The 23,585-nt window shown below is 70.4% G+C and carries 23 protein-coding genes and 1 tRNA gene; 12 read left to right on the top strand and 12 right to left on the bottom strand.

Features of this window, described 5'->3' with window-relative positions:
- Positions 1-242: 242 nt before the first annotated feature.
- The 4 genes from ACOTKD_RS34835 to ACOTKD_RS34820 all read right to left on the bottom strand — a co-directional run bounded on the left by ACOTKD_RS34835 (position 243) and on the right by ACOTKD_RS34820 (position 1,847).
- Positions 243-770 carry a hypothetical protein gene (locus ACOTKD_RS34835; RefSeq protein WP_424892996.1) on the bottom strand — a complete coding sequence of 176 codons (528 nt, stop codon included), beginning with the start codon at positions 768-770 and terminating at the stop codon, positions 243-245.
- Positions 767-937 (bottom strand): helix-turn-helix domain-containing protein, encoded by a 171-nt coding sequence (locus ACOTKD_RS34830; RefSeq protein ID WP_424892995.1) that lies wholly within the window; start codon positions 935-937, stop codon positions 767-769. Before ACOTKD_RS34830 ends, ACOTKD_RS34835 begins: the two co-directional genes overlap by 4 nt.
- A gap of 78 nt (positions 938-1,015) precedes the next feature.
- Entirely contained in the window at positions 1,016-1,219 is a 204-nt protein-coding gene (locus ACOTKD_RS34825) for a hypothetical protein (protein WP_424892994.1), read from the bottom strand.
- Positions 1,220-1,295: 76 nt separating this feature from the next.
- Positions 1,296-1,847 (bottom strand): hypothetical protein, encoded by a 552-nt coding sequence (locus tag ACOTKD_RS34820; RefSeq protein ID WP_424892993.1) that lies wholly within the window; start codon positions 1,845-1,847, stop codon positions 1,296-1,298.
- Positions 1,848-1,991: 144 nt separating this feature from the next.
- Here ACOTKD_RS34820 and ACOTKD_RS34815 point away from each other — a divergent pair, with 144 nt between their 5' ends.
- Positions 1,992-3,263, top strand: a complete 1,272-nt coding sequence (locus ACOTKD_RS34815) for a site-specific integrase (protein ID WP_424892992.1) — start codon at positions 1,992-1,994, stop codon at positions 3,261-3,263.
- Between the two features lie 88 nt (positions 3,264-3,351).
- On the opposite strand, the gene ACOTKD_RS34810 is transcribed toward ACOTKD_RS34815, so the two are convergent.
- A tRNA-Leu gene (locus ACOTKD_RS34810) sits at positions 3,352-3,439 on the bottom strand.
- 231 nt (positions 3,440-3,670) lie between these two features.
- On the opposite strand from ACOTKD_RS34810, the gene ACOTKD_RS34805 reads away from it, so the two are divergent.
- Entirely contained in the window at positions 3,671-5,008 is a 1,338-nt protein-coding gene (locus ACOTKD_RS34805) for a M20/M25/M40 family metallo-hydrolase (RefSeq protein ID WP_424892991.1), read from the top strand.
- Between the two features lie 141 nt (positions 5,009-5,149).
- Complete coding sequence (locus ACOTKD_RS34800; RefSeq protein ID WP_366088952.1) at positions 5,150-5,383, top strand: chaplin; 234 nt, start codon at positions 5,150-5,152, stop codon at positions 5,381-5,383.
- A 133-nt stretch (positions 5,384-5,516) separates the two neighbouring features.
- Here the strand turns inward: ACOTKD_RS34800 and ACOTKD_RS34795 are convergent, their stop codons facing one another.
- Positions 5,517-7,262, bottom strand: a complete 1,746-nt coding sequence (locus tag ACOTKD_RS34795; protein ID WP_424892990.1) for a protein kinase domain-containing protein — start codon at positions 7,260-7,262, stop codon at positions 5,517-5,519.
- Between the two features lie 317 nt (positions 7,263-7,579).
- On the opposite strand from ACOTKD_RS34795, the gene ACOTKD_RS34790 reads away from it, so the two are divergent.
- A complete protein-coding gene (locus ACOTKD_RS34790; protein WP_424892989.1) occupies positions 7,580-9,244 on the top strand; it encodes a protein kinase domain-containing protein in 1,665 nt (554 codons plus the stop codon).
- Between the two features lie 110 nt (positions 9,245-9,354).
- On the opposite strand, the gene ACOTKD_RS34785 is transcribed toward ACOTKD_RS34790, so the two are convergent.
- From ACOTKD_RS34785 to ACOTKD_RS34775, 3 genes are all read right to left on the bottom strand, one after another.
- A complete protein-coding gene (locus ACOTKD_RS34785) occupies positions 9,355-10,479 on the bottom strand; it encodes a phosphotransferase (RefSeq protein ID WP_424892988.1) in 1,125 nt (374 codons plus the stop codon).
- A gap of 15 nt (positions 10,480-10,494) precedes the next feature.
- Positions 10,495-10,929 carry a pyridoxamine 5'-phosphate oxidase family protein gene (locus tag ACOTKD_RS34780; RefSeq protein WP_424892987.1) on the bottom strand — a complete coding sequence of 145 codons (435 nt, stop codon included), beginning with the start codon at positions 10,927-10,929 and terminating at the stop codon, positions 10,495-10,497.
- A 93-nt stretch (positions 10,930-11,022) separates the two neighbouring features.
- Positions 11,023-11,682, bottom strand: a complete 660-nt coding sequence (locus tag ACOTKD_RS34775; protein ID WP_106675582.1) for a response regulator — start codon at positions 11,680-11,682, stop codon at positions 11,023-11,025.
- Between the two features lie 363 nt (positions 11,683-12,045).
- Between ACOTKD_RS34775 and pdhA the strand changes: the two genes are divergently transcribed.
- The 6 genes from pdhA (at position 12,046) to ACOTKD_RS34745 (ending at position 18,868) form a co-directional block, all read left to right on the top strand.
- Positions 12,046-13,197: a pyruvate dehydrogenase (acetyl-transferring) E1 component subunit alpha gene (pdhA, locus tag ACOTKD_RS34770; protein WP_424892986.1), complete on the top strand. Its 1,152-nt coding sequence runs from the start codon at positions 12,046-12,048 to the stop codon at positions 13,195-13,197.
- Positions 13,197-14,177 carry an alpha-ketoacid dehydrogenase subunit beta gene (locus ACOTKD_RS34765; RefSeq protein ID WP_364892622.1) on the top strand — a complete coding sequence of 327 codons (981 nt, stop codon included), beginning with the start codon at positions 13,197-13,199 and terminating at the stop codon, positions 14,175-14,177. Before pdhA ends, ACOTKD_RS34765 begins: the two co-directional genes overlap by 1 nt.
- A gap of 23 nt (positions 14,178-14,200) precedes the next feature.
- Positions 14,201-15,637: a dihydrolipoamide acetyltransferase family protein gene (locus tag ACOTKD_RS34760; protein WP_424892985.1), complete on the top strand. Its 1,437-nt coding sequence runs from the start codon at positions 14,201-14,203 to the stop codon at positions 15,635-15,637.
- A gap of 217 nt (positions 15,638-15,854) precedes the next feature.
- Positions 15,855-16,688, top strand: coding sequence for a helix-turn-helix transcriptional regulator (locus ACOTKD_RS34755; protein WP_424892984.1), 834 nt, complete (start codon positions 15,855-15,857; stop codon positions 16,686-16,688).
- 105 nt (positions 16,689-16,793) lie between these two features.
- Positions 16,794-17,465, top strand: a complete 672-nt coding sequence (locus ACOTKD_RS34750) for a GntR family transcriptional regulator (RefSeq protein ID WP_424892983.1) — start codon at positions 16,794-16,796, stop codon at positions 17,463-17,465.
- 77 nt (positions 17,466-17,542) lie between these two features.
- On the top strand, positions 17,543-18,868 hold the full coding sequence (locus ACOTKD_RS34745) for an MFS transporter (protein WP_424892981.1): 1,326 nt from the start codon (positions 17,543-17,545) through the stop codon (positions 18,866-18,868).
- Between the two features lie 37 nt (positions 18,869-18,905).
- Here the strand turns inward: ACOTKD_RS34745 and ACOTKD_RS34740 are convergent, their stop codons facing one another.
- The gene (locus ACOTKD_RS34740; protein WP_424892980.1) at positions 18,906-19,736 is read right to left on the bottom strand and encodes a maleylpyruvate isomerase family mycothiol-dependent enzyme; all 831 of its coding nucleotides are present in this window, start codon (positions 19,734-19,736) and stop codon (positions 18,906-18,908) included.
- A gap of 160 nt (positions 19,737-19,896) precedes the next feature.
- Here ACOTKD_RS34740 and ACOTKD_RS34735 point away from each other — a divergent pair, with 160 nt between their 5' ends.
- On the top strand, positions 19,897-20,739 hold the full coding sequence (locus tag ACOTKD_RS34735; protein WP_424892979.1) for a carbon-nitrogen family hydrolase: 843 nt from the start codon (positions 19,897-19,899) through the stop codon (positions 20,737-20,739).
- Positions 20,740-20,801: 62 nt separating this feature from the next.
- Positions 20,802-22,598, top strand: coding sequence for an NHL domain-containing thioredoxin family protein (locus ACOTKD_RS34730; protein ID WP_424892978.1), 1,797 nt, complete (start codon positions 20,802-20,804; stop codon positions 22,596-22,598).
- Positions 22,599-22,671: 73 nt separating this feature from the next.
- Here the strand turns inward: ACOTKD_RS34730 and ACOTKD_RS34725 are convergent, their stop codons facing one another.
- Positions 22,672-22,896 carry a hypothetical protein gene (locus tag ACOTKD_RS34725; RefSeq protein ID WP_030366913.1) on the bottom strand — a complete coding sequence of 75 codons (225 nt, stop codon included), beginning with the start codon at positions 22,894-22,896 and terminating at the stop codon, positions 22,672-22,674.
- An 87-nt stretch (positions 22,897-22,983) separates the two neighbouring features.
- Entirely contained in the window at positions 22,984-23,580 is a 597-nt protein-coding gene (locus tag ACOTKD_RS34720) for a DUF4232 domain-containing protein (RefSeq protein WP_424893008.1), read from the bottom strand.
- Positions 23,581-23,585 lie beyond the last annotated feature (5 nt).

The following is a 23,585-nucleotide window of genomic DNA, read 5'->3' as shown; positions in this document are numbered from 1 at the left end:
GCCGACAGGCGGAGAGTTCAGCGTCTGGATATGGCCAAGCGGGCCCCCTGAGAGGGCCCGCCTGTTCCAGAACACTGTGACTCCCGAGGCTCAACCCGCCTCGGGGATGGTCTACTTCAAACTAAGCAAGCCGCCCCCATAAAAGGGGCGGCCTGTCTGAGTGGATATCATTCCGGGGCTCCTTCAACCCGCCCCGGCCTCAACCTCCTATTTAAGAAGAGGCGTAGGGATCGCCCTTGGTATCAAGCGGCCGAGGCCGTCAGTTCGTTAACGCTCCCCTCGGCCCGGAACCTGACGCCCTGCGCCCACTCGCCCGAGGGGAACGCGGCGCCACCCTTGGCGATGTTGTCGCACTCGGTTTCCCAGCGCCTCGCCTGCTCCGGCGTCGCAAACATCCAGTCTCCGTGGACGCCATCCCAAGGGATGTTGTGCCCATGCGTCGCGCACTCCTCCCGCTTCTTCTTCGAGGGGGCGTCCATCGCGGCCACCGTGGACGGGATCAGCAAGCAACGCGCCGAGGCAGACGGCGCGAGCAATCCCGCGTTAATCAGGTTGCATCGGGCTTGCCGATAGCGGCTCGGGTAGTAGGTCTCTCCGTTCTCCTTGGTCAGGATCAGCTCCAACTCACCGGAACCCAGCGGCGAGTGTCCGCCGCGCTGCATCCGATCCAGCGCGAGCAACCACATACGTGTTTCCAGATGGAGACCGGCGCTGCCGATTGCAGGGTTGGAGTGTTCCGGCCGATAGACCTTGGCGAAGCGGTAGCTCACCTAACCTCCTGTGCATCCAGCCAGCGGTTAAGGTCGTTCGGGCGACACCGAAGCGACTTCCCTACCTTCTTGAAGGGGATGCCCTCCCGCTTGTGGTTGTTGTAGACCCACGACTTGGGGACATCCAGGTATTCGGCAACGTCGTTAACGGTCATCAGCTTCGGCAAGAGCGAGACTCCTCAGATACCTTCGGGTATGGAAAAGGCCGGGGCGGCAGGTACCCCGGCCTTCGATGCGCGATGAGTTCAGCGAGATTCGATGTCCCGCATCAGGGCAGTAGCGGCCTCACGGTCAGGGGCGTACTTGGCGACAATGCGTACACCCTCCCGGTCAAAGCACAGCTCCCCATCAATGAACTGAGCGTGCTGGGCAAGAGTGATCTGATCGTCTGCCGGGATCACGTGGCCTACGAGGGCGGCGATCTCCCGCTGAATCTGCTTGATGCTCATGCTCTGAACTCCTTCTGGGAAAAGAAAACCCCCGATGGCCTCGGGGGCGTGGTGATATGGGTACGCAGGAACGGGGCTACTGGGGCTCCCCCATGTCCGGCATGGAGTCGAGTACGGCCGTGGCCTTGTCGGTCAGCTCCCCGCCGGCCTTGCCCGCGAGCGAACTCAAGTACCCGTCCCTGCGAGCCTTCTTGAGGTGGTCCCGGACGGTCTCTGGTCGTCGCTCAATCAACTGCGCCAGCCAATCGACGGGACGACGCGCGCCGATGCTCGCCATCTGGACGTACACGGCCGACAGCATGACCAGATAGGGAGCTGAGACCCCTTCGAGGGCGAGCAGCCGCCCGGCCGTCTTCCCTGCTTCCTCAATCGTCTCCGTGATCTCCCGAGCCTTGCCTTCAAGGTTGGGGGCGGCGTCGTGTGCCGTTTTGACCGCGCCCGCGAGGTCGAGTCTGCGGAGCACGGTAGTGGAGATCCCGCGCGCCACGTCGCGCGCTGGCGCTTCCTCGGCCTTCTCGATGGTGATGCGCTGCGGGCCGCCCGTCACCGGCCCGCTCGGCCACCACATGCGGATGTCCCACGCGCCCTGGTGCTGGGTGATCTCGAACCCGCTCTCATCTGCTTCCATGCCAGAACCGTACCACGGATGGTGGACCACCATCAGTTGACTAAAGGTGGTGGATCGTGATCAAACTGAGGGCGCCGGAGCGACGCACCGGCCCGGTATGGCACGCGCCGACCGGCGGACCCGACAGAGAGAGCACCACTACCCGTGGCAAAGCGTGGAAACGGACTCGGCGGCACCCCCGTGGAGATCAAGCGGACGGGGCGGCCGAACACCTGGGGCGTGCGCACACCCCTCCACTTCAACAAGGCAACCGGAAAGCAGGAGCGCTATTGGATCGGCAGGGACTACAAGACCAAGACCGCAGCGGAGAAGGCGCTTCGCGACTGGCACACCGACTATGAGGCGGGGAAGGTCGCACCTCGCTCGGACATGACGCTGGGGGCATGGCTCGACCGCTGGCACAGCAATCTAAGGAAGGAGGGGACGACCGTGGCCGGGTACGAAACCAAGATCCGGCTGCACGTCAAACCGCACATCGGCGGCATGAAGCTGACCGAGGTCACCGACGACACGTTGGACGACCTGTACCGGATGCTGGAAACCGCACCCTGCCCCACCAACAAGGGCAAGCCGCTCGGCGCCAAGAGCGTCCGGCACGTGCACAACATCCTCTCCGGCGCCCTCGGCGCAGCCGTGCCCAAGCTGATACCGACCAACCCGGCCGCCACGGCCAACCCGCCCACAGGCCGGGAAATCCGAGCACAGGAACGCGACTTCCCCACCCTGGACGACGACGGAACCGCCCGGTTCCTGTCCTCGGTGTGGGAGCCCTGCGGTAACCGGGCCTGCGACGGCGGCCTGACCCATCACTGCCTGAGGGATGCTCCGCTGTGGACCGTCTACGCCGCCACCGGAGTGCGGCGCAGTGAAGCCCTGGGGATGAAGTGGTCCCTCATCAACTGGGCAGAGGGCTCCATCGAACTGGGCTGGGTCGTGGTCGAGGAGGGCAACACGTACCGGCTCCGCAAGCTCACCAAAGACGGCAACGCCAACGCCCAGATCCATGTCGATCAGTCCGTCATGAACGTCCTCAAGTGGCAGAAGGAGCGCCAAGAGGCGGAGCGCGAACGCCTCGGCTCCGCGTGGACGGACCATGACCTGGTGTTCGCACGCGACGGCTTCAAGCTCTACCGAGGCGAAGCCGGAGGACCGCAGGACCCCGAGAAGGTCTCGGCGCGGTGGCGCACCCTGCGCACCCGGTTGAAGCTCCCCGAAGAGTTCCGCATTCACGACTGGAGGCACAGCAAGGTCACGAACGATCTGGAGGCCGGGGAGAACCCCGTAGAGGTCTCCGCCAACGTCCGGCACCACTCGCCGGGCTACACGATGGCCCGCTATGGCCACAGCAGGAAGAACGGAGCCCGGAAGCTCGCCGCCTCCGGAGCCAACAGGCTCGGCCTCTCATCCCTGGTCTGACCAGGCAACTCTCTGGGCCGTTGGTCACGTGGTTGGTCACGCCGCGCCCCAGAAAAGCAGAAAACCCCACGTGAAGTGGGGTCTCAGCTGGTGTCCGAGGGGGGACTTGAACCCCCACGCCCGATAAAGGGCACTAGCACCTCAAGCTAGCGCGTCTGCCATTCCGCCACCCGGACCAGGTGTTTTGCCTTCCGGGCCGCTGCCCTTCCGACGAGGAAAACAATACCAAAGATCCGGGGGTGCTCGATCACGTGCCCGGTGGGGGCGGCCCGGGGGAGTGTGAAGGGCGCATGTCGGGCGCATTGCGGCCTTGGGCCGGGGCGGGCGGAGAGAGAGGATGGCCGAGGACCCACGCCGCGGACCGCCCCAGCCGGGCGGGCCGCGGCAGCGAACCAGGAGGAGGCAGCGTGAGCGAGTCGAAGCCGGCCGGGGCGGGCAGCGGCGGCAGGGGCGGCGAGGACGAGGTCGTCGACCTCTGCCGCGATCTGATCCGGATCGACACCAGCAACTACGGCGACCACTCCGGGCCCGGCGAGCGCGCCGCCGCCGAGTACGTGGCGGAGAAGCTCGCCGAGGTCGGGCTCGAACCGCAGATCTTCGAGTCCCACAAGGGCCGCGCGTCGACCGTGGCGCGGATCGAGGGCGAGGACCCCTCCCGGCCGGCCCTGCTCATCCACGGCCACACCGACGTCGTGCCGGCCAACGCCGCCGACTGGACCCACCACCCCTTCGCGGGCGAGATCGCGGACGGGTGCCTGTGGGGCCGCGGCGCCGTGGACATGAAGGACATGGACGCGATGACCCTCGCGGTCGTCCGCGACCGCATGCGCACGGGCCGCAAGCCCCCGCGGGACGTGGTGCTCGCCTTCCTGGCCGACGAGGAGGCCGGCGGCGTCTACGGCGCGCGGCACCTGGTCGACGAGCACCCCGGGCTCTTCGAGGGCGTGACGGAGGCGATCGGCGAGGTCGGCGGCTTCTCCTTCACGGTCAACGAGAACCTGCGCCTCTATCTGATCGAGACCGCCCAGAAGGGCATGCACTGGATGCGGCTCACGGTCGAGGGCACCGCGGGCCACGGTTCGATGACGAACAAGGACAACGCGATCACCGAGCTGTGCGAGGCGGTCGGCCGGCTCGGGCGGCACGAGTTCCCGGTCCGGATGACCAAGACCGTGCGGTCCTTCCTCGACGAGCTCTCCGACGCGCTCGGCACCCCGCTCGACCCCGAGGACATGGAGACGACGCTCGCCAAGCTCGGCGGCATCGCCAAGATGATCGGCACCACGCTGCGCAACACCGCGGCCCCGACGATGCTCGGCGCCGGGTACAAGGTCAACGTGATCCCCGGGCAGGCCACGGCGCACGTGGACGGAAGGTTCCTGCCGGGGTACGAGGAGGAGTTCCTCGCCGACCTCGACCGCATCCTCGGGCCGCGGGTCAAGCGCGAGGACGTGCACGCGGACAAGGCGCTGGAGACGAGCTTCGACGGCAAGCTGGTCGACGCGATGCAGTCGGCGCTGAAGGCGGAGGACCCGATCGCGCGCGCCGTGCCGTACATGCTCTCGGGCGGTACGGACGCGAAGTCGTTCGACGACCTGGGCATCCGGTGCTTCGGTTTCGCGCCGCTGCAGCTGCCGCCGGAGCTGGACTTCGCGGGCATGTTCCACGGCGTTGACGAACGAGTGCCCCTGGAGGGGCTGAAGTTCGGCGCACGGGTTCTCGATCGCTTCCTCGATCAGTGCTGAACCGGGGGCTAAACTCCGTAAATTTGTGCCGAGTTAACCGTAACGAGTGAATGATTCTAGGGTTGCGTAGCCCGATTACCTCCTCGTCGTTACAGGTGTGCGGTCCGCGGCTGGGACCGCATTGCCAACAAGGAGGAATCCATGATCAAGAAGGTCGTCGCTTCCGCGGCCGTTACCGGTGGTCTCGTGCTCGCGGGTGCTGGCCTTGCCGCTGCGGACGGTCAGGCCCAGGGGGCTGCCGTCAACTCGCCCGGCGTGGTCTCCGGCAACGTCATCCAGGTCCCGGTCCACGTGCCGGTCAACGTCTGCGGCAACTCGATCAACGTCGTGGGCCTGCTGAACCCCACGTTCGGCAACACCTGCGTCAACGACTGACGTCGTGCCTCAACCCGTAAGGGGCTGACATGGGCGGCTCCGGAGTGACATGTGCGCACTCCGGGGCCGCCCGGGGGGGGGGGTGGCCGGTAGGTCGGGACTGGCCGTACCGCCCACACGCACAACAACAGCCTTACGAAGCCGGGTCGCCCGTCGAAACCGTCAGCACGAACTGGTCCGACGGCGACTTCGGGTCGAACGGGTCACCCGCGGCCGGCACCTGGTTGAGCACCGTGCCCTTGCCCCACGTGTTCTCCGACGACACGTCGATCCGGTACTTCCAGCCGGCGGCCTGGAGGCACGACTTCACGGAGTCGATGTACATGTAGCGGAAGTCGGGGGCCGACTTCTTCGACTTGTCGCTGTAGTACTCGTAGGCCTTGGTGCACTTCGCCGGGTCGATGGTCTTGGACTTGTCGCCCTCTTTGTGCTTGCTCTGCGTGCCGCCGGTGCTGCCGCCCGCCGTCGTGCCGCCACCGCTCGTGGTGGTGCCGCCGGACGTCGTGCCGCCGCCGGGGGCCGGGGCGCCGGTGGCCGGGGCCTGGCTCTGCCCGCCGGTGGTGCCGCCGCTGCCCGCCTCGTTGTCCTTGTCGCCGCCGGTCAGCGTGATCGCGGCGATGACGCCGATGACCGCGAGGACGGCCACGACCGCCGAGCCGATGATGACGCCCTTGTTGCTCTTGCCGCCGCCCGAGGGCGAACCGACCGAGGTGGACGCGCCGGTCGAGTACGGCGGGGGCGTGCTGGGGCCGCCCGGGCCGGCCTGGAAGGACTGCACCGGCGTCGGGTACCCCCCAGCGGCCTGCTGAGCGCCCGAGGAGGGCCCGTAGCCGCCGTTGTAGGGCCCGGGGGCCGCCGGGGGCTGGTAGGGCGTCTGGACGCCCCCAGGGCCCGGCGCGGGGGCCTGCTGGTCGACGGGCGGGAAGACCGCCGAGCCGACGCCCGCGCCGCTGCGCGCCGGCGGACCGCCCGCGATGATGATCGGCGAGGGCGCGGCCTGTGCCGTGCCCGCGACCCGCGCGCACTCGTCGCGCATGGACTCGGCGCTCGGGAAGCGCTCGTTCGGGTTCTTCTTCAGAGCCCGGGCGACGAGCGCGTCGACCGCCGGCGGGATCGAGCGGTTGATCGAGGAGGGAGCGACCGGCTCCTCCTGGACGTGCGCGTAGGCGATGGCCAGCGGTGAGTCCGCGTCGAACGGCAGCCGCCCGGTCAGCAGCTCGAAGAGCATGATGCCGACCGAGTACAGGTCCGAGCGGGCGTCCACGCCGCGCCCGAGGGCCTGTTCGGGGGAGAGGTACTGCGGGGTGCCGACGACCATGCCGGTCTGCGTCATCGACGTGACGCCGGACTGCATGGCGCGGGCGATGCCGAAGTCCATCACCTTGACCACGCCGCGCTTGGTCATCATGACGTTGCCGGGCTTGATGTCGCGGTGGACCAGGCCCATCTCGTGGCTGACCTCGAGCGCCGCCAGCACGTCGGCGGTGATCTTCAGCGCCTTGTCGGTCGGCATCGCGCCGAACTGCGCCACGTCCGCGTCGAGGACGGAGCGCAGCGGCTGGCCCTCGATGTACTCCATGACGATGTACGGCATGGTCGACCCGTCCAGGTCGTCCTCGCCCGTATCGAACACCGAGACGATGTTGGTGTGTGTGAGCTTGGCGACGGCCTGGGCCTCGCGCCGGAACCGCTCGCGGAAGGACGCTTCCCGGCCGAGCTCCGTGTGGAGCGTCTTGATTGCGACCTGACGGTCCAGGACGGAGTCGTAGGCGAGGTGGACGGAGGCCATCCCGCCCTCGCCCAGCAGGTCCCGGAGCTGGTAGCGGCCGCCACCGACAGAGCGGCCCGCGTAGCGGCCCTGTGCGCCGTCCTGGCTCATCGTTCTACTTCCCCCTTGGGCGCACTGCCCGGCTACGAGGTGCCACCGCGCCGGCAGTGGCATACGTTTCGACTCTGTCGATATATCTCGGCCAAGTCTGCCCCAGGCCGCGGGCACGTCAAGCCGCGTGCCCGTTCCGTGACGGGATGCGCGACAAGCCGTCACGAGATTTGCCTTGCCGAGGGCCGTACGGGTTTGATAGCGCGTCCATCCCGGACCGGCGCGCGCCGCGGAACCTGTAGCGTGCCTTAGCGGAAGACCGTTTTCCCACCGCAGCGCCTTCCGCGCGACGCGGCCAGACACGACGGCGAGGACTGATGGCACAGACGCAGAGCGCCCAGGGTCCGTCCGACCCTGACGCCAACGAGGGCGGAATGCCCGATGTGCCGGAAATGTGGGGTAATGGCGGGCTGGTAGGTGACGGCCGCTACCGTCTCACGCACAGGCTGGGCCGCGGCGGCATGGCCGAGGTCTTCGCCGCCGAGGACGTGCGCCTCGGCCGTACGGTCGCGGTGAAGCTGCTCCGCGCCGACCTCGCCGAGGACCCGGTCTCCAAGGCCCGCTTCACCCGCGAGGCACAGTCGGTCGCCGGCCTCAACCACCACGCGGTCGTCGCCGTTTACGACTCCGGCGAGGACACCGTCGGCCGCAACGTCGTGCCGTACATCGTCATGGAGCTGGTTGAAGGCCGCACCATTCGCGACCTGTTGCTCAACGCCGAGGCCCCGCCGCCCGAGCAGGCGCTCATCATCGTCTCGGGCGTGCTGGAAGCGCTGGCCTACAGCCACCAGCACGGCATCGTCCACCGTGACATCAAGCCCGCCAACGTGATCATCACGAACAGCGGCGCCGTGAAGGTCATGGACTTCGGCATCGCCCGCGCCCTGCACGGCGCGGCGTCCACCATGACCCAGACCGGCATGGTCATGGGCACGCCGCAGTACCTCTCCCCGGAGCAGGCCCTCGGCAAGACCGTCGACGCCCGGTCGGACCTCTACGCCACCGGCTGCCTCCTCTACGAACTGCTGGCGCTGCGTCCGCCGTTCACCGGCGAGACCCCGCTCTCGGTCGTCTACCAGCACGTCCAGGACATGCCGGTGGCGCCGTCGCAGGTCCTCAGCAGCGTGCCGCCGGAGCTCGACGGGCTCGTCATGCGCTCCCTCGCGAAGGACCCGGACGACCGGTTCCAGAGCGCCGAGGAGATGCGCGGGCTGGTGCAGTACGCGCTGCAGATGCTGCACGACGCGGGCGCCCACACCGGCGCCTGGGACACCGGCCCCATCGACCACCTCGCCGGTGGCGCCACGCAGGTGATGGGTGCCGTCGGCGGCCAGCACACCACCGCCATGCAGCACGCGCCGCACGGCAACACCTCGCAGCAGCCGATCCTGCCGCCGCGCCACGGCGACGACGGCGGGTTCGACGGCTACGGCGGCAACGGCGGCCGCGGCCAGGGCGGCGGCAAGGGCAAGATGCTGCTCATCGCCGCCGTGGTGGCGATCGTGCTGGTGGCGGGCGTCGTCTACGCGCTGCAGTCGTTCCAGAAGAGCGGCGGCCAGGGCGGCAAGACGACGAAGGACAAGACGTCCACCGGCCCGTCCACCCCCGGCCCCTCCGGCTCCGAGAGCCCCGACGCCCAGAAGTCCCCCTCCCCGGGCCGCAACGGCACCACGGGCGACACGGGCCGTCAGCGCGGCTCGGACAGCGAGGACGACACCACGGACACGGACGAGGGCACCGGGCGGCACCGCCAGTCGCGTCCGCCGTCCGCCCCGCCGTCCGGCGACGCGTCGACCAAGCCCGACCCGTCGACGAAGCCCGACCCGTCGACGAAGCCGTCCACCGGCGGCGACGACAAGCCCGGTACCACCGCCGGTCAGTCGGGCAGCACCGGCACCACCGCGGGCAGCACGACCGGTCAGACCGGTGCTACCGGCACCACCACCGGTCAGAGCGGTCCCGGCCCGGTCACGGGCGGCTGATCCGGCTCACGGGCCGGAAGCAACCGGTAGCACGCACGCATTTGAGGGCACCCGATTCCGCATCGGGTGCCCTCAGGCTTTCCGGGACCGGATCAGTCGGATCAGTCGGATCAGTCCGTGAACGCGTCCCGCACCGCCTCGTACGACCGCGTCCACCACACCGTCAGAGCCGCCGACGCCGGGAAGCCGGGGTCCGCGCGGTGGTCGCCCCGCTGGTAGCGCCAGCGCAGCATCCAGAAGTCGTTCAGCCGTTCCCACCACACGCGGTGGACGGCGGCGCCGAGTTCGGCGGGGCCGGCGCCGCTCGCCCGCCGGTACGCCCGCGCGTAGGGGCGTATCTTCGCGAGGTCGAGCGTGCCGTCGGGCCGGAGGAAGAAGATGACGGCGGCGCGGACGGCCTCCTCGGCGCGGGGCCGCACGCCGAGCCGGTCCCAGTCGACGATCGCGGCGGGTTCGCCGCCGCGGTAGAGCAGGTTGAGCGGGTGGAAGTCGCCGTGCACCCAGCCGGGCGCGGTGCCGTCGGCGGGGCGGCGGTGGGCGTGGCGCTCCAGCAGGGCGCGGCGCTCGATCAGGCGGTGCTCGGCGAGTTCGTCGAAGGAGTCGCGCGGGCGGCTGCCCCCGCCCCGGCGGACGAGCCCGAGAAGCTCCTCGATGAGGGCGTACGTGTCCTGGGGGTCGGCGGACGCGTCTTCGGGCCTCCCGGGCCCTCCCGGGCCCTCAGAGGCCCCTTCAGGGCCTTCTGCGGGGGCGAGGGGCGTGAGCGGGCCGTCGGGGGTCTCCTCCCGGCAGACCTTCGCCAGGCACGTGTGGACGTGGCCGAGCAGCGCGCCGAGCTTGCGGGACTGTGCGAGGGTCAGCTCTCCCCCGTCGCGGTGGCGGCCGTCGACCCAGGGGTGCAGGGCGTAGCAGCGGCCGCCGAGGACGGTGACGGTGGTGCCGTCGGCGCGGGCCACGGGCGGGGCGACGGGCAGGCCGAGGGCGGCCAGGCGCAGGGTGACGCCGTGCTGGCGGGCGATGGCGGCCTGGTCGCCGTCGAGGTGGTGCTTGAGGAAGAAGGCGCCGCGGGTGGTGGTGAGGCGGTAGCCGCGGTTGAGCAGGCCCTGGGTCAGGGGGACGCACGAGACGGGCTCGCCGGCCCGGTCGTAGCGGCGCAGCAGTGTGTGCAGGGTGCCGGTGTCGGGGCCGATGTCGGGTCCGGTGTCGGGCGGGGCATCGGTGACAAGTGAGCGTGGCACGTCCCAAATGTTAAATCACGCTGAGTGCGCGGCCTGTCGCGCGGGGACCCCTTCGAGGTGATGCACGGTGGTGAACTGCGGTTCGATGCACAGGTATTCGGGACGGAAGGGGGCCGTGTCCGCCGTGCGGGGCGGCCGCCCGAAGCGCTCCAGGTCCTCCCCGGAGGGGAGGAAGAGGCGTGCCGTGCCGACGAATTGGACGGTCCACACGTCCTCGTCGCCCTCGCGGCGGTCGTTGAGGTTGTCCGCGCCGTACGCGACGACGTTGCCGTCGCAGGCCTGTGCGTACCCGAAGTCGCCGTGGAGGCGGAGCAGGACGCTCCGACCGGAGACGATGTGGCGGGCGACGGTGACGAAGGGGAGTGCGCGCATGCTGACTGAGAGACGGCCGTAGGGGGTGCGGTCGAGCAGTTCGAGGGCTCGGTGTCGGTCGGGATGCGCGGAGAGCATGGCACCACTGTGCACGCCTGTCCCACCCGTCCATAGGGGCACCCGCCCCTATGGCGCAGGACATTGGTCCCGAATCACCGGTTTACCGTAGATTCACCGCTTCTCGGCCTGCAGCCGCGCCACGTACGCCGCCGCCTGGGAGCGCCGCTCCATGCCCAGCTTGGAGAGGAGGCTGGAGACGTAGTTCTTGATCGTCTTCTCGGCCAGGTGCAGCCGCTCGCCGATCACGCGGTTGGTCAGGCCCTCGCCGATCAGGTCCAGGATCCGGCGCTCCTGGTCGGTCAGGCTCGCCAGCCGGTCGTCGCCCTTGGGCGCCCTGCCGTCGCGCAGCCGCTCCAGCACCCGCGCCGTCGCCACCGGGTCGAGCAGGGATTTCCCGGCCGCCACGTCCCGTACGGCGGCGAGCAACTCATTGCCACGAATTGCTTTCAGTACGTAGCCGGAGGCGCCCGCCATGATCGCGTCGAAGAGTGCCTCGTCATCGGCGAAGGAGGTGAGCATCAGGCATTTGATCTGCTCGTCCTGTGAACGGATTTCCCGGCAGACTTCTACGCCGCTGCCATCCGGAAGGCGAACGTCCAGAACAGCCACGTCAGGCCGCGTGGCGGGAATGCGCACCAGGGCGTCCGCGGCCGTCCCGGCCTCCCCGACGACCTCGATGTCGGCCTCTCCGGCCAGCATCTCGTGCACCCCGCGCCGGACGACCTCGTGGTCGTCGAGCAGAAATACCGTGATTTTTCCTTGTTCGGGCACAGTGCCAGTCTCACACACCGAGTCTTCCCCTGCTCTTGTCCTCCGGGATAACGTGCCGTCGTTCCGGCAGCCCGCACGGGCTGTGCTCACAAGGTCGTGACCAGGAGCGTCGCCCCGCTTTCTCGATTTACTTGGAAATCCAAGCAAAATTGCAGGTCAGGCGGGGTTTCGCAGGAATGCGGCCTTCTGGGTAACGTGCTTATTGCAGGCCTTTCGCCGGGGCGCCTGTCACGCCCGGTTCCGGCCTCGGCACACCCACCCCGTGTGCCGTCGGGGATCGAGCGAGCATTCCCCTGCCTCACGGCGGAGGAACCCCCTCTGGCCGCCGGCGACCCCGGGGGCCGGACTGACGGAGGAGCACACGTGACTGTGGACAGCACTGCCGCGCGCAAGCCGCGCCGCGGCGGCAGCAAGCGCGCCGGCGCCAAGACCGCCAAGGCGGCGGGCGAGCCCGAGCTCGTACAGCTGCTGACGCCGGAGGGCGAGCGGGTCGAGCACCCCGACTACTCCATCGACCTCTCCGCCGAGGAACTGCGCGGCCTGTACCGGGACATGGTGCTGACCCGCCGGTTCGACGCGGAGGCCACCACCCTGCAGCGCCAGGGCGAGCTGGGTCTGTGGGCCTCCCTGCTGGGCCAGGAGGCCGCCCAGATCGGCTCCGGCCGGGCGACGCGCCCGGACGACTACGTCTTCCCGACCTACCGCGAGCACGGCGTGGCCTGGTGCCGCGGGGTCGACCCCACCAACCTGCTGGGCATGTTCCGGGGTGTGAACAACGGCGGCTGGGACCCCAACGAGAACAACTTCCACCTCTACACCATCGTCATCGGCTCGCAGGCCCTGCACGCGACCGGTTACGCCATGGGGATCACCAAGGACGGCGCCGACTCCGCCGTCATCGCCTACTTCGGCGACGGCGCCTCCAGCCAGGGCGACGTGGCCGAGGCGTTCACCTTCGCGGCCGTCTACAACGCCCCGGTCGTCTTCTTCTGCCAGAACAACCAGTGGGCCATCTCCGAGCCCACCGAGAAGCAGACCCGCGTCCCGCTCTACCAGCGCGCGCAGGGCTACGGCTTCCCCGGCGTCCGCGTCGACGGCAACGACGTCCTCGCCTGCCTCGCCGTCACCAAGGCCGCCCTCGACCGGGCCCGCACCGGCCAGGGCCCGATGCTGATCGAGGCCTTCACGTACCGCATGGGCGCCCACACCACCTCCGACGACCCGACGCGCTACCGCCGCGACGAGGAGCGCGAGCTGTGGGAGGCCAAGGACCCGATCGCGCGCCTGCGCGCCTACCTGGAGCGCGAGGGCCACGCCGACGAGGCCTTCTTCGCCGCCCTGGAGACCGAGGCCGACGAGCTCGCCAAGCACGTGCGCGACCGCGTCCGCACCATGCCGGACCCCGAGGACATGGCGATCTTCGACAACATCTACGCCGACGGCCACGCCCTCGTCGACGAGGAGCGCGCCCAGTTCGCCGCCTACCAGGCTTCGTTCGCCGAGGAGAGCCACTGATGACCGCCCAGAAGCTCTCCATCGTCAAGGCGATCAACGCCTCGCTGCGCACCGCGCTGGAGAACGACCCCAAGGTCCTCGTCATGGGCGAGGACGTCGGCAAGCTCGGCGGCGTCTTCCGCGTCACCGACGGCCTGCAGAAGGACTTCGGCGAGGAGCGGGTCATCGACACCCCGCTCGCCGAGTCCGGCATCGTTGGCACCGCGATCGGCCTGGCCCTGCGCGGCTACCGCCCCGTCGTCGAGATCCAGTTCGACGGCTTCGTCTTCCCCGCGTACGACCAGATCGTCACCCAGCTCGCCAAGATGCACGCCCGCGCGCTCGGCAAGATCAAGCTGCCGGTCGTCATCCGCATCCCCTACGGCGGTGCCATCGGCGCCGTCGAGCACCACAGCGAGTCGCCCGAGACGCTGTTCGCGCACGTCGCGGGCCTGAAGGTGGTCTCCCCGTCGAACGCCTCGGACGCCTACTGGATGCTCCAGCAGGCCATCCAGAGCGACGACCCGGTCATCTACTTCGAGCCCAAGCGCCGCTACCACGACAAGTCCGAGCTCGACACGGAGGCCATCCCCGGCCCGCTGCACGCCGCGCGCGTGGCCCGCCCGGGCACGGACCTCACCCTCGCCGCGTACGGCCCGATGGTGAAGACCTGTCTGGAGGCCGCCGCGGCGGCCGAGGAGGAGGGCAAGTCCCTGGAGGTCCTCGACCTCCGCTCGATGTCGCCCATCGACTTCGACGGCATCCAGGCGTCCGTCGAGCGCACCCGCCGGCTGGTCGTCGTCCACGAGGCCCCGGTCTTCCTGGGCACCGGTGCGGAGATCGCCGCCCGGATCACCGAGCGCTGCTTCTACCACCTGGAGGCCCCGGTCCTGCGGGTCGGCGGATATCACGCGCCCTACCCGCCGTCCCGGCTGGAGGACGAGTACCTTCCGGGTCTGGACCGGGTGCTCGACGCCGTCGACCGCGCGCTGGCGTACTGAGGGGTTTGAGGAGAGTCGTGACCATGACTGCAAGGACCGCGAACGACCAGCGCTTCCGCGAGTTCAAGATGCCCGACGTGGGCGAGGGGCTCACCGAGGCGGAGATCCTCAAGTGGTACGTGGCCGCCGGCGACACCGTCACCGACGGCCAGGTGGTGTGCGAGGTCGAGACGGCCAAGGCGGCGGTGGAGCTGCCGATCCCCTTCGACGGGGTCGTGCACGAGCTGCGGTTCCCCGAGGGGACGACGGTCGACGTCGGCCAGGTGATCATCTCTGTCGACACGGACCCCGGAGCCGGTCCCGCGGCGCCGGCGGAGAGCGCGCAGACGGCCGCTCCCGAGGAGGAGGAGCCGCAGGGGCGGCAGGCCGTGCTGGTGGGTTACGGGGCGGCGCCGTCTTCCACGAAGCGGCGCGCGCGCAAGCAGCCCGCGCAGCAGGCGGCCGCCCCGGTGTCCGCCGCCATACAGGCGGAGCTCAACGGGAGTGCGGTTGCGGCGCCGGCCGCCGCTCCGGCCGAGAAGGCCGCGCCGGCCGCTCCGGCCCCGGCGGCCTCCGTTGGTGCTCGTCCGCTCGCCAAACCTCCCGTCCGCAAGCTCGCCAAGGATCTCGGCGTCGATCTCGCCTCCGTCATCCCGTCCGGTGCCGACGGCATCGTGACGCGCGAGGACGTCCACGCCGCCGCCTCGGCCGCGACTGCCCCGGTCGCGGAGGAGCCGGTGGCCGTCGCGGGCGCTCCCGCGGCCGGTGCGGACCTGGCCGCGCGCGAGACCCGGATTCCGGTCAAGGGGGTCCGCAAGGCCACCGCCCAGGCGATGGTCGCGAGCGCCTTCACCGCGCCGCACGTCACGGAGTTCGTCACCGTCGACGTGACCCGCACGATGAAGCTCGTCCAGAAGCTCAAGGACGACCCCGGCATGGCGGGCCTGCGCGTCAACCCGCTCCTGCTCGTGATGAAGGCCTTCCTCGTCGCGATCAAGCGGAACCCGGACGTCAACGCGTCGTGGGACGAGGAGAACCAGGAGATCGTCCGCAAGGGCTACGTGAACCTGGGCATCGCCGCGGCCACGCCGCGCGGGCTGATCGTGCCGAACATCAAGGACGCCGGTGCCAAGACGCTCCCCGAGCTGTCCACGGCGCTGTCCGAGCTGGTGGCGACCGCCCGCGAGGGGAAGACCAGCCCGGCGGACATGTCCGGCGGCACGGTGACCATCACCAACGTGGGCGTCTTCGGCGTCGACACCGGCACGCCCATCCTCAACCCGGGCGAGTCGGCGATCCTGGCCTTCGGCGCGGTCAAGCTGCAGCCGTGGGTCCACAAGGGCAAGGTCAAGCCGCGGCACGTGACGACGCTGGCGCTGTCCTTCGACCACCGCCTGGTCGACGGCGAGCTGGGTTCGAAGGTGCTGGCCGACACGGCGGCCGTGCTGGAGGACCCGCAGCGGCTGATCACCTGGCAATGAAACCAGTGCCGTAACCAATAGTTGAACTAGAAACGACAAAAGGCCCGGACGCTTCCCTCCTCACCCCCCTCCAGCGAGGAGAGAGCATGGCGTCCGGGCCCCCGTCGTGATGCGGAGCGGCCTCGGGAATCCCTGCCGGGTCAGCTGCAGGAATAGCCCGTGCGGGGCAATTTACTTAAGATTGACCGACACTTGCACTGTCGGAATTGGAGGACGCGTGGACGGCGCCGACCACGTGGATGGGGAATCCATCAGCCGCCTTCTCCGCGCCTGGCGGGCCCGCGTCGACGCACGCGCCGTCCCCGAGCTGCGCGGCGTCTTCCCCCGCCCCGGACGCCGTCTCTCCCAGGCCCACGTGGCCCGGATGACCGGGGTCAGCGAGGGCTGGTACCGCGCGCTGGAAGCCGGCCGCCGGCAGGACTTCTCCGAGCAATTCCTCCTCCGCGTCGCCCGCGCACTGCGGCTGAGCGACGCCGAGACGCTCACGCTCTTTCTCGCGGTGAGCGGCCGCCGCCCGCCCGGTGAACTGTCCCGGGAAGCCGGCGCCGGACGGGGCGATCTCCCGAACGGCGTCAAAGCCCTGCTCGAACAGCAGACGTCCTATCCCGCCTATCTCTCCGATGTGGCCTGGAATATCGTCGCGGCGAATTCCCTCATGGCCGAGTGGTTTCCCTGGGTGCGGCGGCCCGGCGCCAATCTGATGCGCTGGGCGCTGCTCGACCCCGAGGCCCGCGAGCAGATGCTCGACTGGGAGGACGCCTGCGCCCGCACGTACCTCGCCATGCTGCGCGTCGCCGCCAACAGCGACCCCGCCCACACCGAACTGCGCGCGCTCGTCCGCGACATCCTCGACGCGGACGCCGACTGCCGGCGCATCTGGGCCGAGGAGCACGATGTGGTCGAGCACCGCGACGGCGACGTGTTCCGGCTGCAACTGCCCTTCCACGGTGGGCGGGAGATACGGGTGACGAGTCATGTGCTGTTGCCCATACAGCGTCCTGACCTGCGGTTCGTCTTCATCACGCCCGCGGACGGCTGGACGGCGCCTTAAGTCCTGCCGGGTGGGCGGCTGGACGGGGCCGTAACCCGGGACGCCCGTTGTCCGGATCGCGGACCCCCTCTTTCTGCGTATATATCTTGTATCTAAGCTGCGTTCATGCCAATCGCCCCGCCCGTGCCGCTCCAGCGGACCAAGCAGCCTCCCGCCACCGAGCGTGTCTACACGCACATCAAGGAAGCCGTCCTGCACCGCCGTTACGAAGGCGGCACGCTGCTCACCGAGGGGGATCTGGCCGAGGCCGTCGGGGTGTCCCGCACCCCCGTGCGCGAGGCCCTGCTCCGGCTGGAGGCCGAAGGGCTGATCAAGCTCTATCCGAAGAAGGGCGCCCTCGTCCTGCCCGTCTCCGCACAGGAGATCGCCGACGTCGTCGAGACCCGGCTGCTCGTCGAGAAGTACGCGGCGGCCAAGGCCGTACCCGCCTCCCCGCTGCTCATCGCCCGCCTGGAAGAGCTGCTCGACGACATGGGACGCCAGGCCGTCGCCGGCGACCTGGCGGCGGTTTCGGTCAGCGACCGCGCCTTTCACGCCGAGATCGTGCGCAGCGCCGGCAACGAGATCCTCTCCCGGCTCTACGACCAGCTGCGCGACCGCCAGCTGCGGATGGGGGTGGCCGTGATGCACGCCCACCCCGACCGCATCGCCAAGAACCACAGCGAGCACACCGAGATCCTCGAAGCGCTGCGCGCCGGTGACGCCGAGGCCGCCGTCGCCGTCATCGACCAGCACGTGAGCTGGGTGCGCAACCTCGCCCAGGGCGAGATCCGATGAGCGTCCGAGGCGGGACCCGATGAGCGTCCGAGGCGGGACCCGATGAACGAGCGGGATCAACGAGTGGGGGAGCACCGATGAGCCAGGGGGCCGCAGCGCTGCCCGGCGACCCACCCGGCGGACGGCGCGCGGTCGCCGTCTGGGGGCTGGGCGTCGGGGTCTACTTCGTCGCCATCATCTTCCGTACGAGCCTCGGCGTCGCCGGCATCGACGCCGCCGAGCGCTTCCACATCAACGCGTCCGCGCTGTCGACGTTCTCCATACTCCAGCTGCTCGTCTACGCGGGCATGCAGATACCCGTCGGCCTGATGGTCGACCGGCTGGGCACGAAGAAGGTGCTGGCGCTCGGCGCCGTCCTGTTCACCGCCGGGCAGCTCGCCTTCGCCCTCTCCCACACGTACGGCACGGCCCTCGCCAGCCGCGCCCTCCTCGGCTGCGGCGACGCGATGACGTTCATCAGCGTGCTGCGGCTCGGCGCGCGCTGGTTCCCCGCCCGCCGCGGCCCGATGATCGCGCAAGTGGCGGCGCTGTTCGGGATGGCGGGCAACCTCGTCTCCACGACGGTCCTCGCCCGGCTGCTGCACGGCGCCGGCTGGACCGCCACGTTCGGCGGCAGCGCGGCGGCGGGCGTCCTCGTCCTGCTCCTGACGCTGCTGTTCCTGAAGGACCACCCGGCGGGCCACGAACCGCCGCCGGCCGCGCACGCAGGCGGCAGGGGCTCCGTCCGGCAGCAGATCACGCGGGCGTGGCGCGAACCCGGCACCCGGCTCGGCATGTGGGTGCACTTCACGACCCAGTTCCCGGCCATGGTCTTCCTGCTGCTGTGGGGCATGCCGTTCCTGGTCGAGGCGGAGGACCTCGCACGGGAGACCGCGGGCCTGCTGCTCACCGTGATCGTGCTCTCCAACATGGCCGTCGGGCTCGTCTACGGGCAGATCATCGCCCGCCACCACGCGGCCCGGCTGCCGCTCGCGCTCGGCACGGTCGGCGCGACCGCGCTGCTGTGGGCCGCCGTGGCCGGCTGGCCCGGCGCCCACGCCCCCATGTGGCTGCTCGTGACCGAATGCGTCGTGCTCGGCGCGTGCGGCCCCGCCTCGATGATCGGCTTCGACTTCGCCCGCCCCGCGAACCCGCCCGAGCGCCAGGGCACCGCCTCCGGCATCGTCAACATGGGCGGCTTCGTCGCCTCCATCACCACGCTGCTGGCCGTGGGCGTCCTGCTCGACGCCACCGGGGACGACTACCGCCTCGCCTTCTGCTCCGTCTTCGTCCTGGAAGCGCTCGGCCTGTCCCAGATCCTGCGGCTGCGGACGCGCGCGCAGCGGCGGGAGCAGGAGCGGGTGGTGGCCTCGCGGGTGGAGACGGTGCACGTGCCGGCGGTTTCGCCGGGGTCCACGGCGTGATCGCCGGCCCACTCGTACTGCGGTGTGAGCTCGGGCTCTACGGCGTGATCGCGAACTCCCGGAGGATCGCCTCCGCCAGGCCCGGCTCCCCCTCCACCTTGATCCGCCCCAGCGCCGCCTCCGGCTGCACCCGGCCGCACGCCAGCCGGGCGTACGTCTCCCAGTCCATCCCCAGCGTGACCGTCGGGCCCAGCGTCACGCTGCTGTCGATCGTCCCCCGCCCCTGCTGGTCGACGCGCACGGTCCGCAGGAACTCCAGCGGCCCGTGCACGTCGAAGACGACCGCCGACCCCGGCGGCGCGCCCGCGTCCCTGGCCACGACCTTCGGCAGCGCGCCGAGCAGGAAGTCCCGGCAGATGACCGCGGCGGGCGAGTCCAGGTTGCCGGGCATGCCGAGCGCGCGGCGCAGGTCCTGCTCGTGCGTCCACACGTCGAAGGCGCGTACCACCAGGGCGCGTTCGAGCGGCTGCTCGTTGCCGGAGCCGAGCGGCCAGCGGACCGCCGTCTGCGGGCCGCGCGTCTCGTTGCGCAGCTGGCGGGAGCGGCGGATGACGACGAGCTCCAGCTCCGACGTCATCTCCAGTGCGGTGTGGCAGCGCCGCACGTCCACCTGCACCTCGTTGTAGCGGGAGAACTCGTCGGTGACGTGGAAGAGGTCGCGCGGCAGCGTGTGGATCGGCCGCGGCTCACCCAGCATTTCGGTCTCCACGCCGATGACGTGCGAGACGACGTCGCGCACCGACCACCCGGGACACTCGGTGGCCCGGTTCCAGTCGCTCTCGGCGAGCGGTTTCACCAAGTCGTTGATCGCTTCGATGGAGTGGGTCCAGGCGTCGATGGCCGGCTGAAGATTCGGGTGGACGGTCACGTGATCCCTCGGGCGGTGCGGCGGGTGCGTGGGCGTTCCTGATGTGAGTGCGTTGCGGGTGCGTTGGGGCGTGGGCGTTCCTGATGCGGGTGCGTTAGTTAAGTTACGCTGCGCGCGGGCGACCCGGCAGAGGTTTCGTGTGCTGAGAGTGGTGGGTACTGTGCGTGCTTCCCTGATTCAGATAAACGTCGATCCGGCCGAGCCGGTCGCCGAGCGGCGGGACCGCGCGGCGGCGCTGGTGCGCGAGCAGGCCGGCAGCGATCTGGTCGTCCTGCCCGAGCTGTGGCACGTCGGTGCTTTCGCCTTCGAATCGTTCGCAGTCGAGGCGGAACCGCTGGACGGTCCCACGGTCCGCGCGATGTCTGCCGCCGCGCTCGACGCGGGCGTCTGGCTGCACGCCGGATCGATCGTCGAGCGGGACGCCGACGGGGCCGACGAGGCCGAGGGGACAGGCGGGGTAAGCGGGGTGGGCAGGGCAGGCGGGGCCTTGTACAACACCTCCCTGGTGTTCTCCCCCGGTGGCGAACTCGTGCGCACGTACCGGAAGATCCACCGCTTCGGCTTCGACAAGGGCGAGGCCGTGACCATGGCCGCGGGCACGGAGCCGGTCACGGTGGCCCTGCCGGGCGCCGTGGCGGGCCTCGCCACCTGCTACGACCTGCGGTTCCCCGAGCTCTTCCGCGACCTCGTCGACCGCGGCGCCCGGATGTTCGTCGTACCGGCCGGATGGCCCGAGCGGCGGCGCGCCCACTGGTCGCTGCTCGCCCGCGCGCGAGCCGTCGAGAACCAGGCGTACGTGCTGGCCTGCGGTACGGCCGGCACGCACGCGGGGGTGGAGCAGGCCGGGCACAGCGTCGTGGTCGACCCCTGGGGGGACGTGGTCGGGGAGGCCGGGGGCGGGGAGGAGGTTCTCTCGGTGGAGCTCGACCTCGCTCGGGTCGACCGGATCCGCGAGGACTTCCCCGCGCTCAAGGACCGGGTCCTCGGCGTCCGCGGAGATTAACGCCGTGTGTCATTCCCCGGACGGGGGAATGCCCGCTGTGGCGGATGTTGTTTGATGGCTGTATGGCCCCACGAGTACGCGTCCGCGCCCCCGAACTCATCGGCAAGGGCGGCTGGCTGAACACCGGCAATGTCGACCTTTCCCTCGCTGACCTGCGAGGACGCATCGTCATCCTCGACTTCTGGACGTTCTGCTGTGTGAACTGCCTGCACGTCCTCGACGAGCTGCGCGAGCTGGAGGAGAAGCACCGCGACACCGTGGTGATCATCGGTGTGCACTCGCCGAAGTTCGTCCACGAAGCCGAGCACCAGGCCGTCGTCGACGCCGTCGAGCGGTACGGCGTGCACCATCCCGTGCTCGACGACCCCGAGCTCGCCACGTGGAAGCAGTACGCCGTGCGGGCCTGGCCCACGCTCGTGGTGATCGACCCCGAGGGATACGTCGTCGCCCAGCACTCCGGCGAGGGCCACGCCCACGCCCTGGAGGCCCTCGTCGCCGAGCTGGAGGCCGAGCACGGCGCGAAGGGGACGCTGCGGCGCGGGGACGGGCCGTACGTGGCGCCCGAGCCCGTGGCCACGGACCTCCGGTTCCCGGGGAAGGCGCTCGTGCTGCCCGGCGGCGGGTTCCTCGTCTCCGACTCCACGCGGCACCAGCTGGTGGAGATGGCGGCCGACGGCGAGACGGTGGTGCGGCGGATCGGCAGCGGCGAGCGGGGCTTCGGAGCGGACTCGTTCAACGAGCCGCAGGGGCTCGCCCTGCTGCCCGACGGCAAGGTCGTCGTCGCCGACACCGTCAACCACGCGCTGCGGGCCTACGACCCGGCGAGCGGTGAGGTGACCACCATCGCCGGTACCGGCCGGCAGTGGATGCAGGGTCAGCCCACGTCCGGGCCCGCCCTTGAGATCTCGCTGTCCTCCCCCTGGGACGTCGCCTGGTTCGACGGGCGGCTGTGGATCGCCATGGCCGGAGTGCACCAGCTGTGGACGTACGACCCCGGGAGCGGGACCGTCGAAGCCACCGCCGGTACGACCAACGAGGGCATCGTCGACGGGCCGCTGCGCGAGGCCTGGTTCGCCCAGCCCTCCGGGCTCGCCGCGTCGGCCGACGGAGAGCGGCTGTGGGTCGCCGACTCCGAGGGATCCGCCGTGCGGTGGGTCGACCGTGACGGGTTCGTGCACACGGCCGTCGGCAAGGGCCTGTTCGACTTCGGGCACCGGGACGGCGACGCGTCGCAGGCGCTGCTCCAGCACCCCCTCGGCGTCACCGCCCTCCCCGACGGGTCCGTCGCCGTCGCCGACACGTACAACCACGCGCTGCGGCGCTACGACCCCGCGAGCGGCGAGGTGACGACGCTCGCCACGGACCTGCGGGAGCCGTCCGACGCGGTGCTCGCCGGGGACGACGTCGTCGTGGTCGAGTCCGCCCGGCACCGGCTCACGCGGCTGCGGCTGCCGGAGTCCGCGGTACGGGTGGAGGCCGTCGCCCACCGGACCCAGCGGGCCGCGACGGACGTGGCGCCCGGCCGGCTGCGGGTCGACGTCGTCTTCTCCGCGCCGGCGGGGCAGAAGCTCGACACGCGGTACGGGCCGTCGACGCGGCTGATCGTCAGCTCCACGCCGCCGGAGCTCCTGGCGGAGGGCGCGGGGACGGGTACGGACCTCGGGCGCGATCTGGTGCTGGCGGAGGGCGTGACCGAGGGCATCCTGCACGTCTCGGCGATGGCGGCGTCGTGCGACGACGATCCGGCCAACGAGTACCCCGCGTGTCACATGCACCAGAACGACTGGGGGGTGCCGGTGCGGGTCGTGGCCGGCGGTGCGGAGCGGTTGCCGCTGGTCCTTGCGGGGCTGGACGGCTGACGCGGCCGGGCGGGCCGGGCCGGCGGCAGCCCCCCGGCCCTCCTGCCCTTCGGCGGCCGCGGCCCGTGAGGACTCAGCGGATGAAGCGGTGGTCCTCCTCCACCACCGGCGCTGCCGGCGGCGGGGGCTGCGTCCTGCGGCGCTTGTAGATGCTGACGTACGCGGCGGTGCCGATGAAGCCGACCGCCATCAGGATCAGTCCCACCAGCGGGACGTTCATGCCGTCGACGTGCCAGTCGACCGCGAAGGTGAGGATCGCCCCGATCCCGATCAGACCGATGCACCATCCCATGCCCATGGCTGAAGCCTCCGTATCCGATTGGCTGTTCCGGTGCCGGCACGCATCGCGTACCCCGGACCGGAACGGCCAATCGGAGGGAAGACGTCAGCCCTTGAGCGCGGCGGCCTCGTCCGGCAGCCAGTACGTGGCCTTCGCCTGGTCGTCCACGTGGAGCGTGCCGGTGGGGAGGGCCGGCGTCGACGGGTCGCCCTGCAAGGGGTCGCCGTTCGGGCTCTGGAAGGTCAGGGACAGCTTGTGCGCGTCGCGGCCCGGGCCGCCCGAACCGTCGGGTGCCGTCGGTGTGACGGCCGCATAGGCGGATTTGCCCGGCGCCACCTTGACCGGCGCCTTCGGCTTGGTCTCCTCGCCCGCGGCCGCCGTCGCCTGGTCCTGGTCGAAGCGGACGTACGGGAAGCCGTAGGCCGTGCACGGCTTCTTGCTGGTATTCGTCGCCACGAGCAGGACCTTGCCGGACCGCGACCCGGCCTCGACCTTCATGTCCGACGGTGCGCAGGCGTCGCCCTTGTCCTGCGGCTTGTCGTCCGCCTCCTCCTCACCTGGTTCCCCCTCGTCGGCCGAGGGGGCCACGGCCGACGGCTCGTCCTTCGCGCCGGCCTTGTCGTCGTTCTTGCTTCCGCACGCGGTCAGCGTGAGGGCCGCCGTGACGGCCAGGGCCGCCGCGGCCCAGATGCGGTGCTTCACCGTGC

Origin of the sequence: Streptomyces sp. XH2, assembly GCF_049725035.1 — a bacterium.
GTDB classification, from domain to species: Bacteria; Actinomycetota; Actinomycetes; order Streptomycetales; family Streptomycetaceae; genus Streptomyces; species Streptomyces roseoverticillatus.
This window is presented reverse-complemented; position numbering and strand designations above follow the sequence as displayed.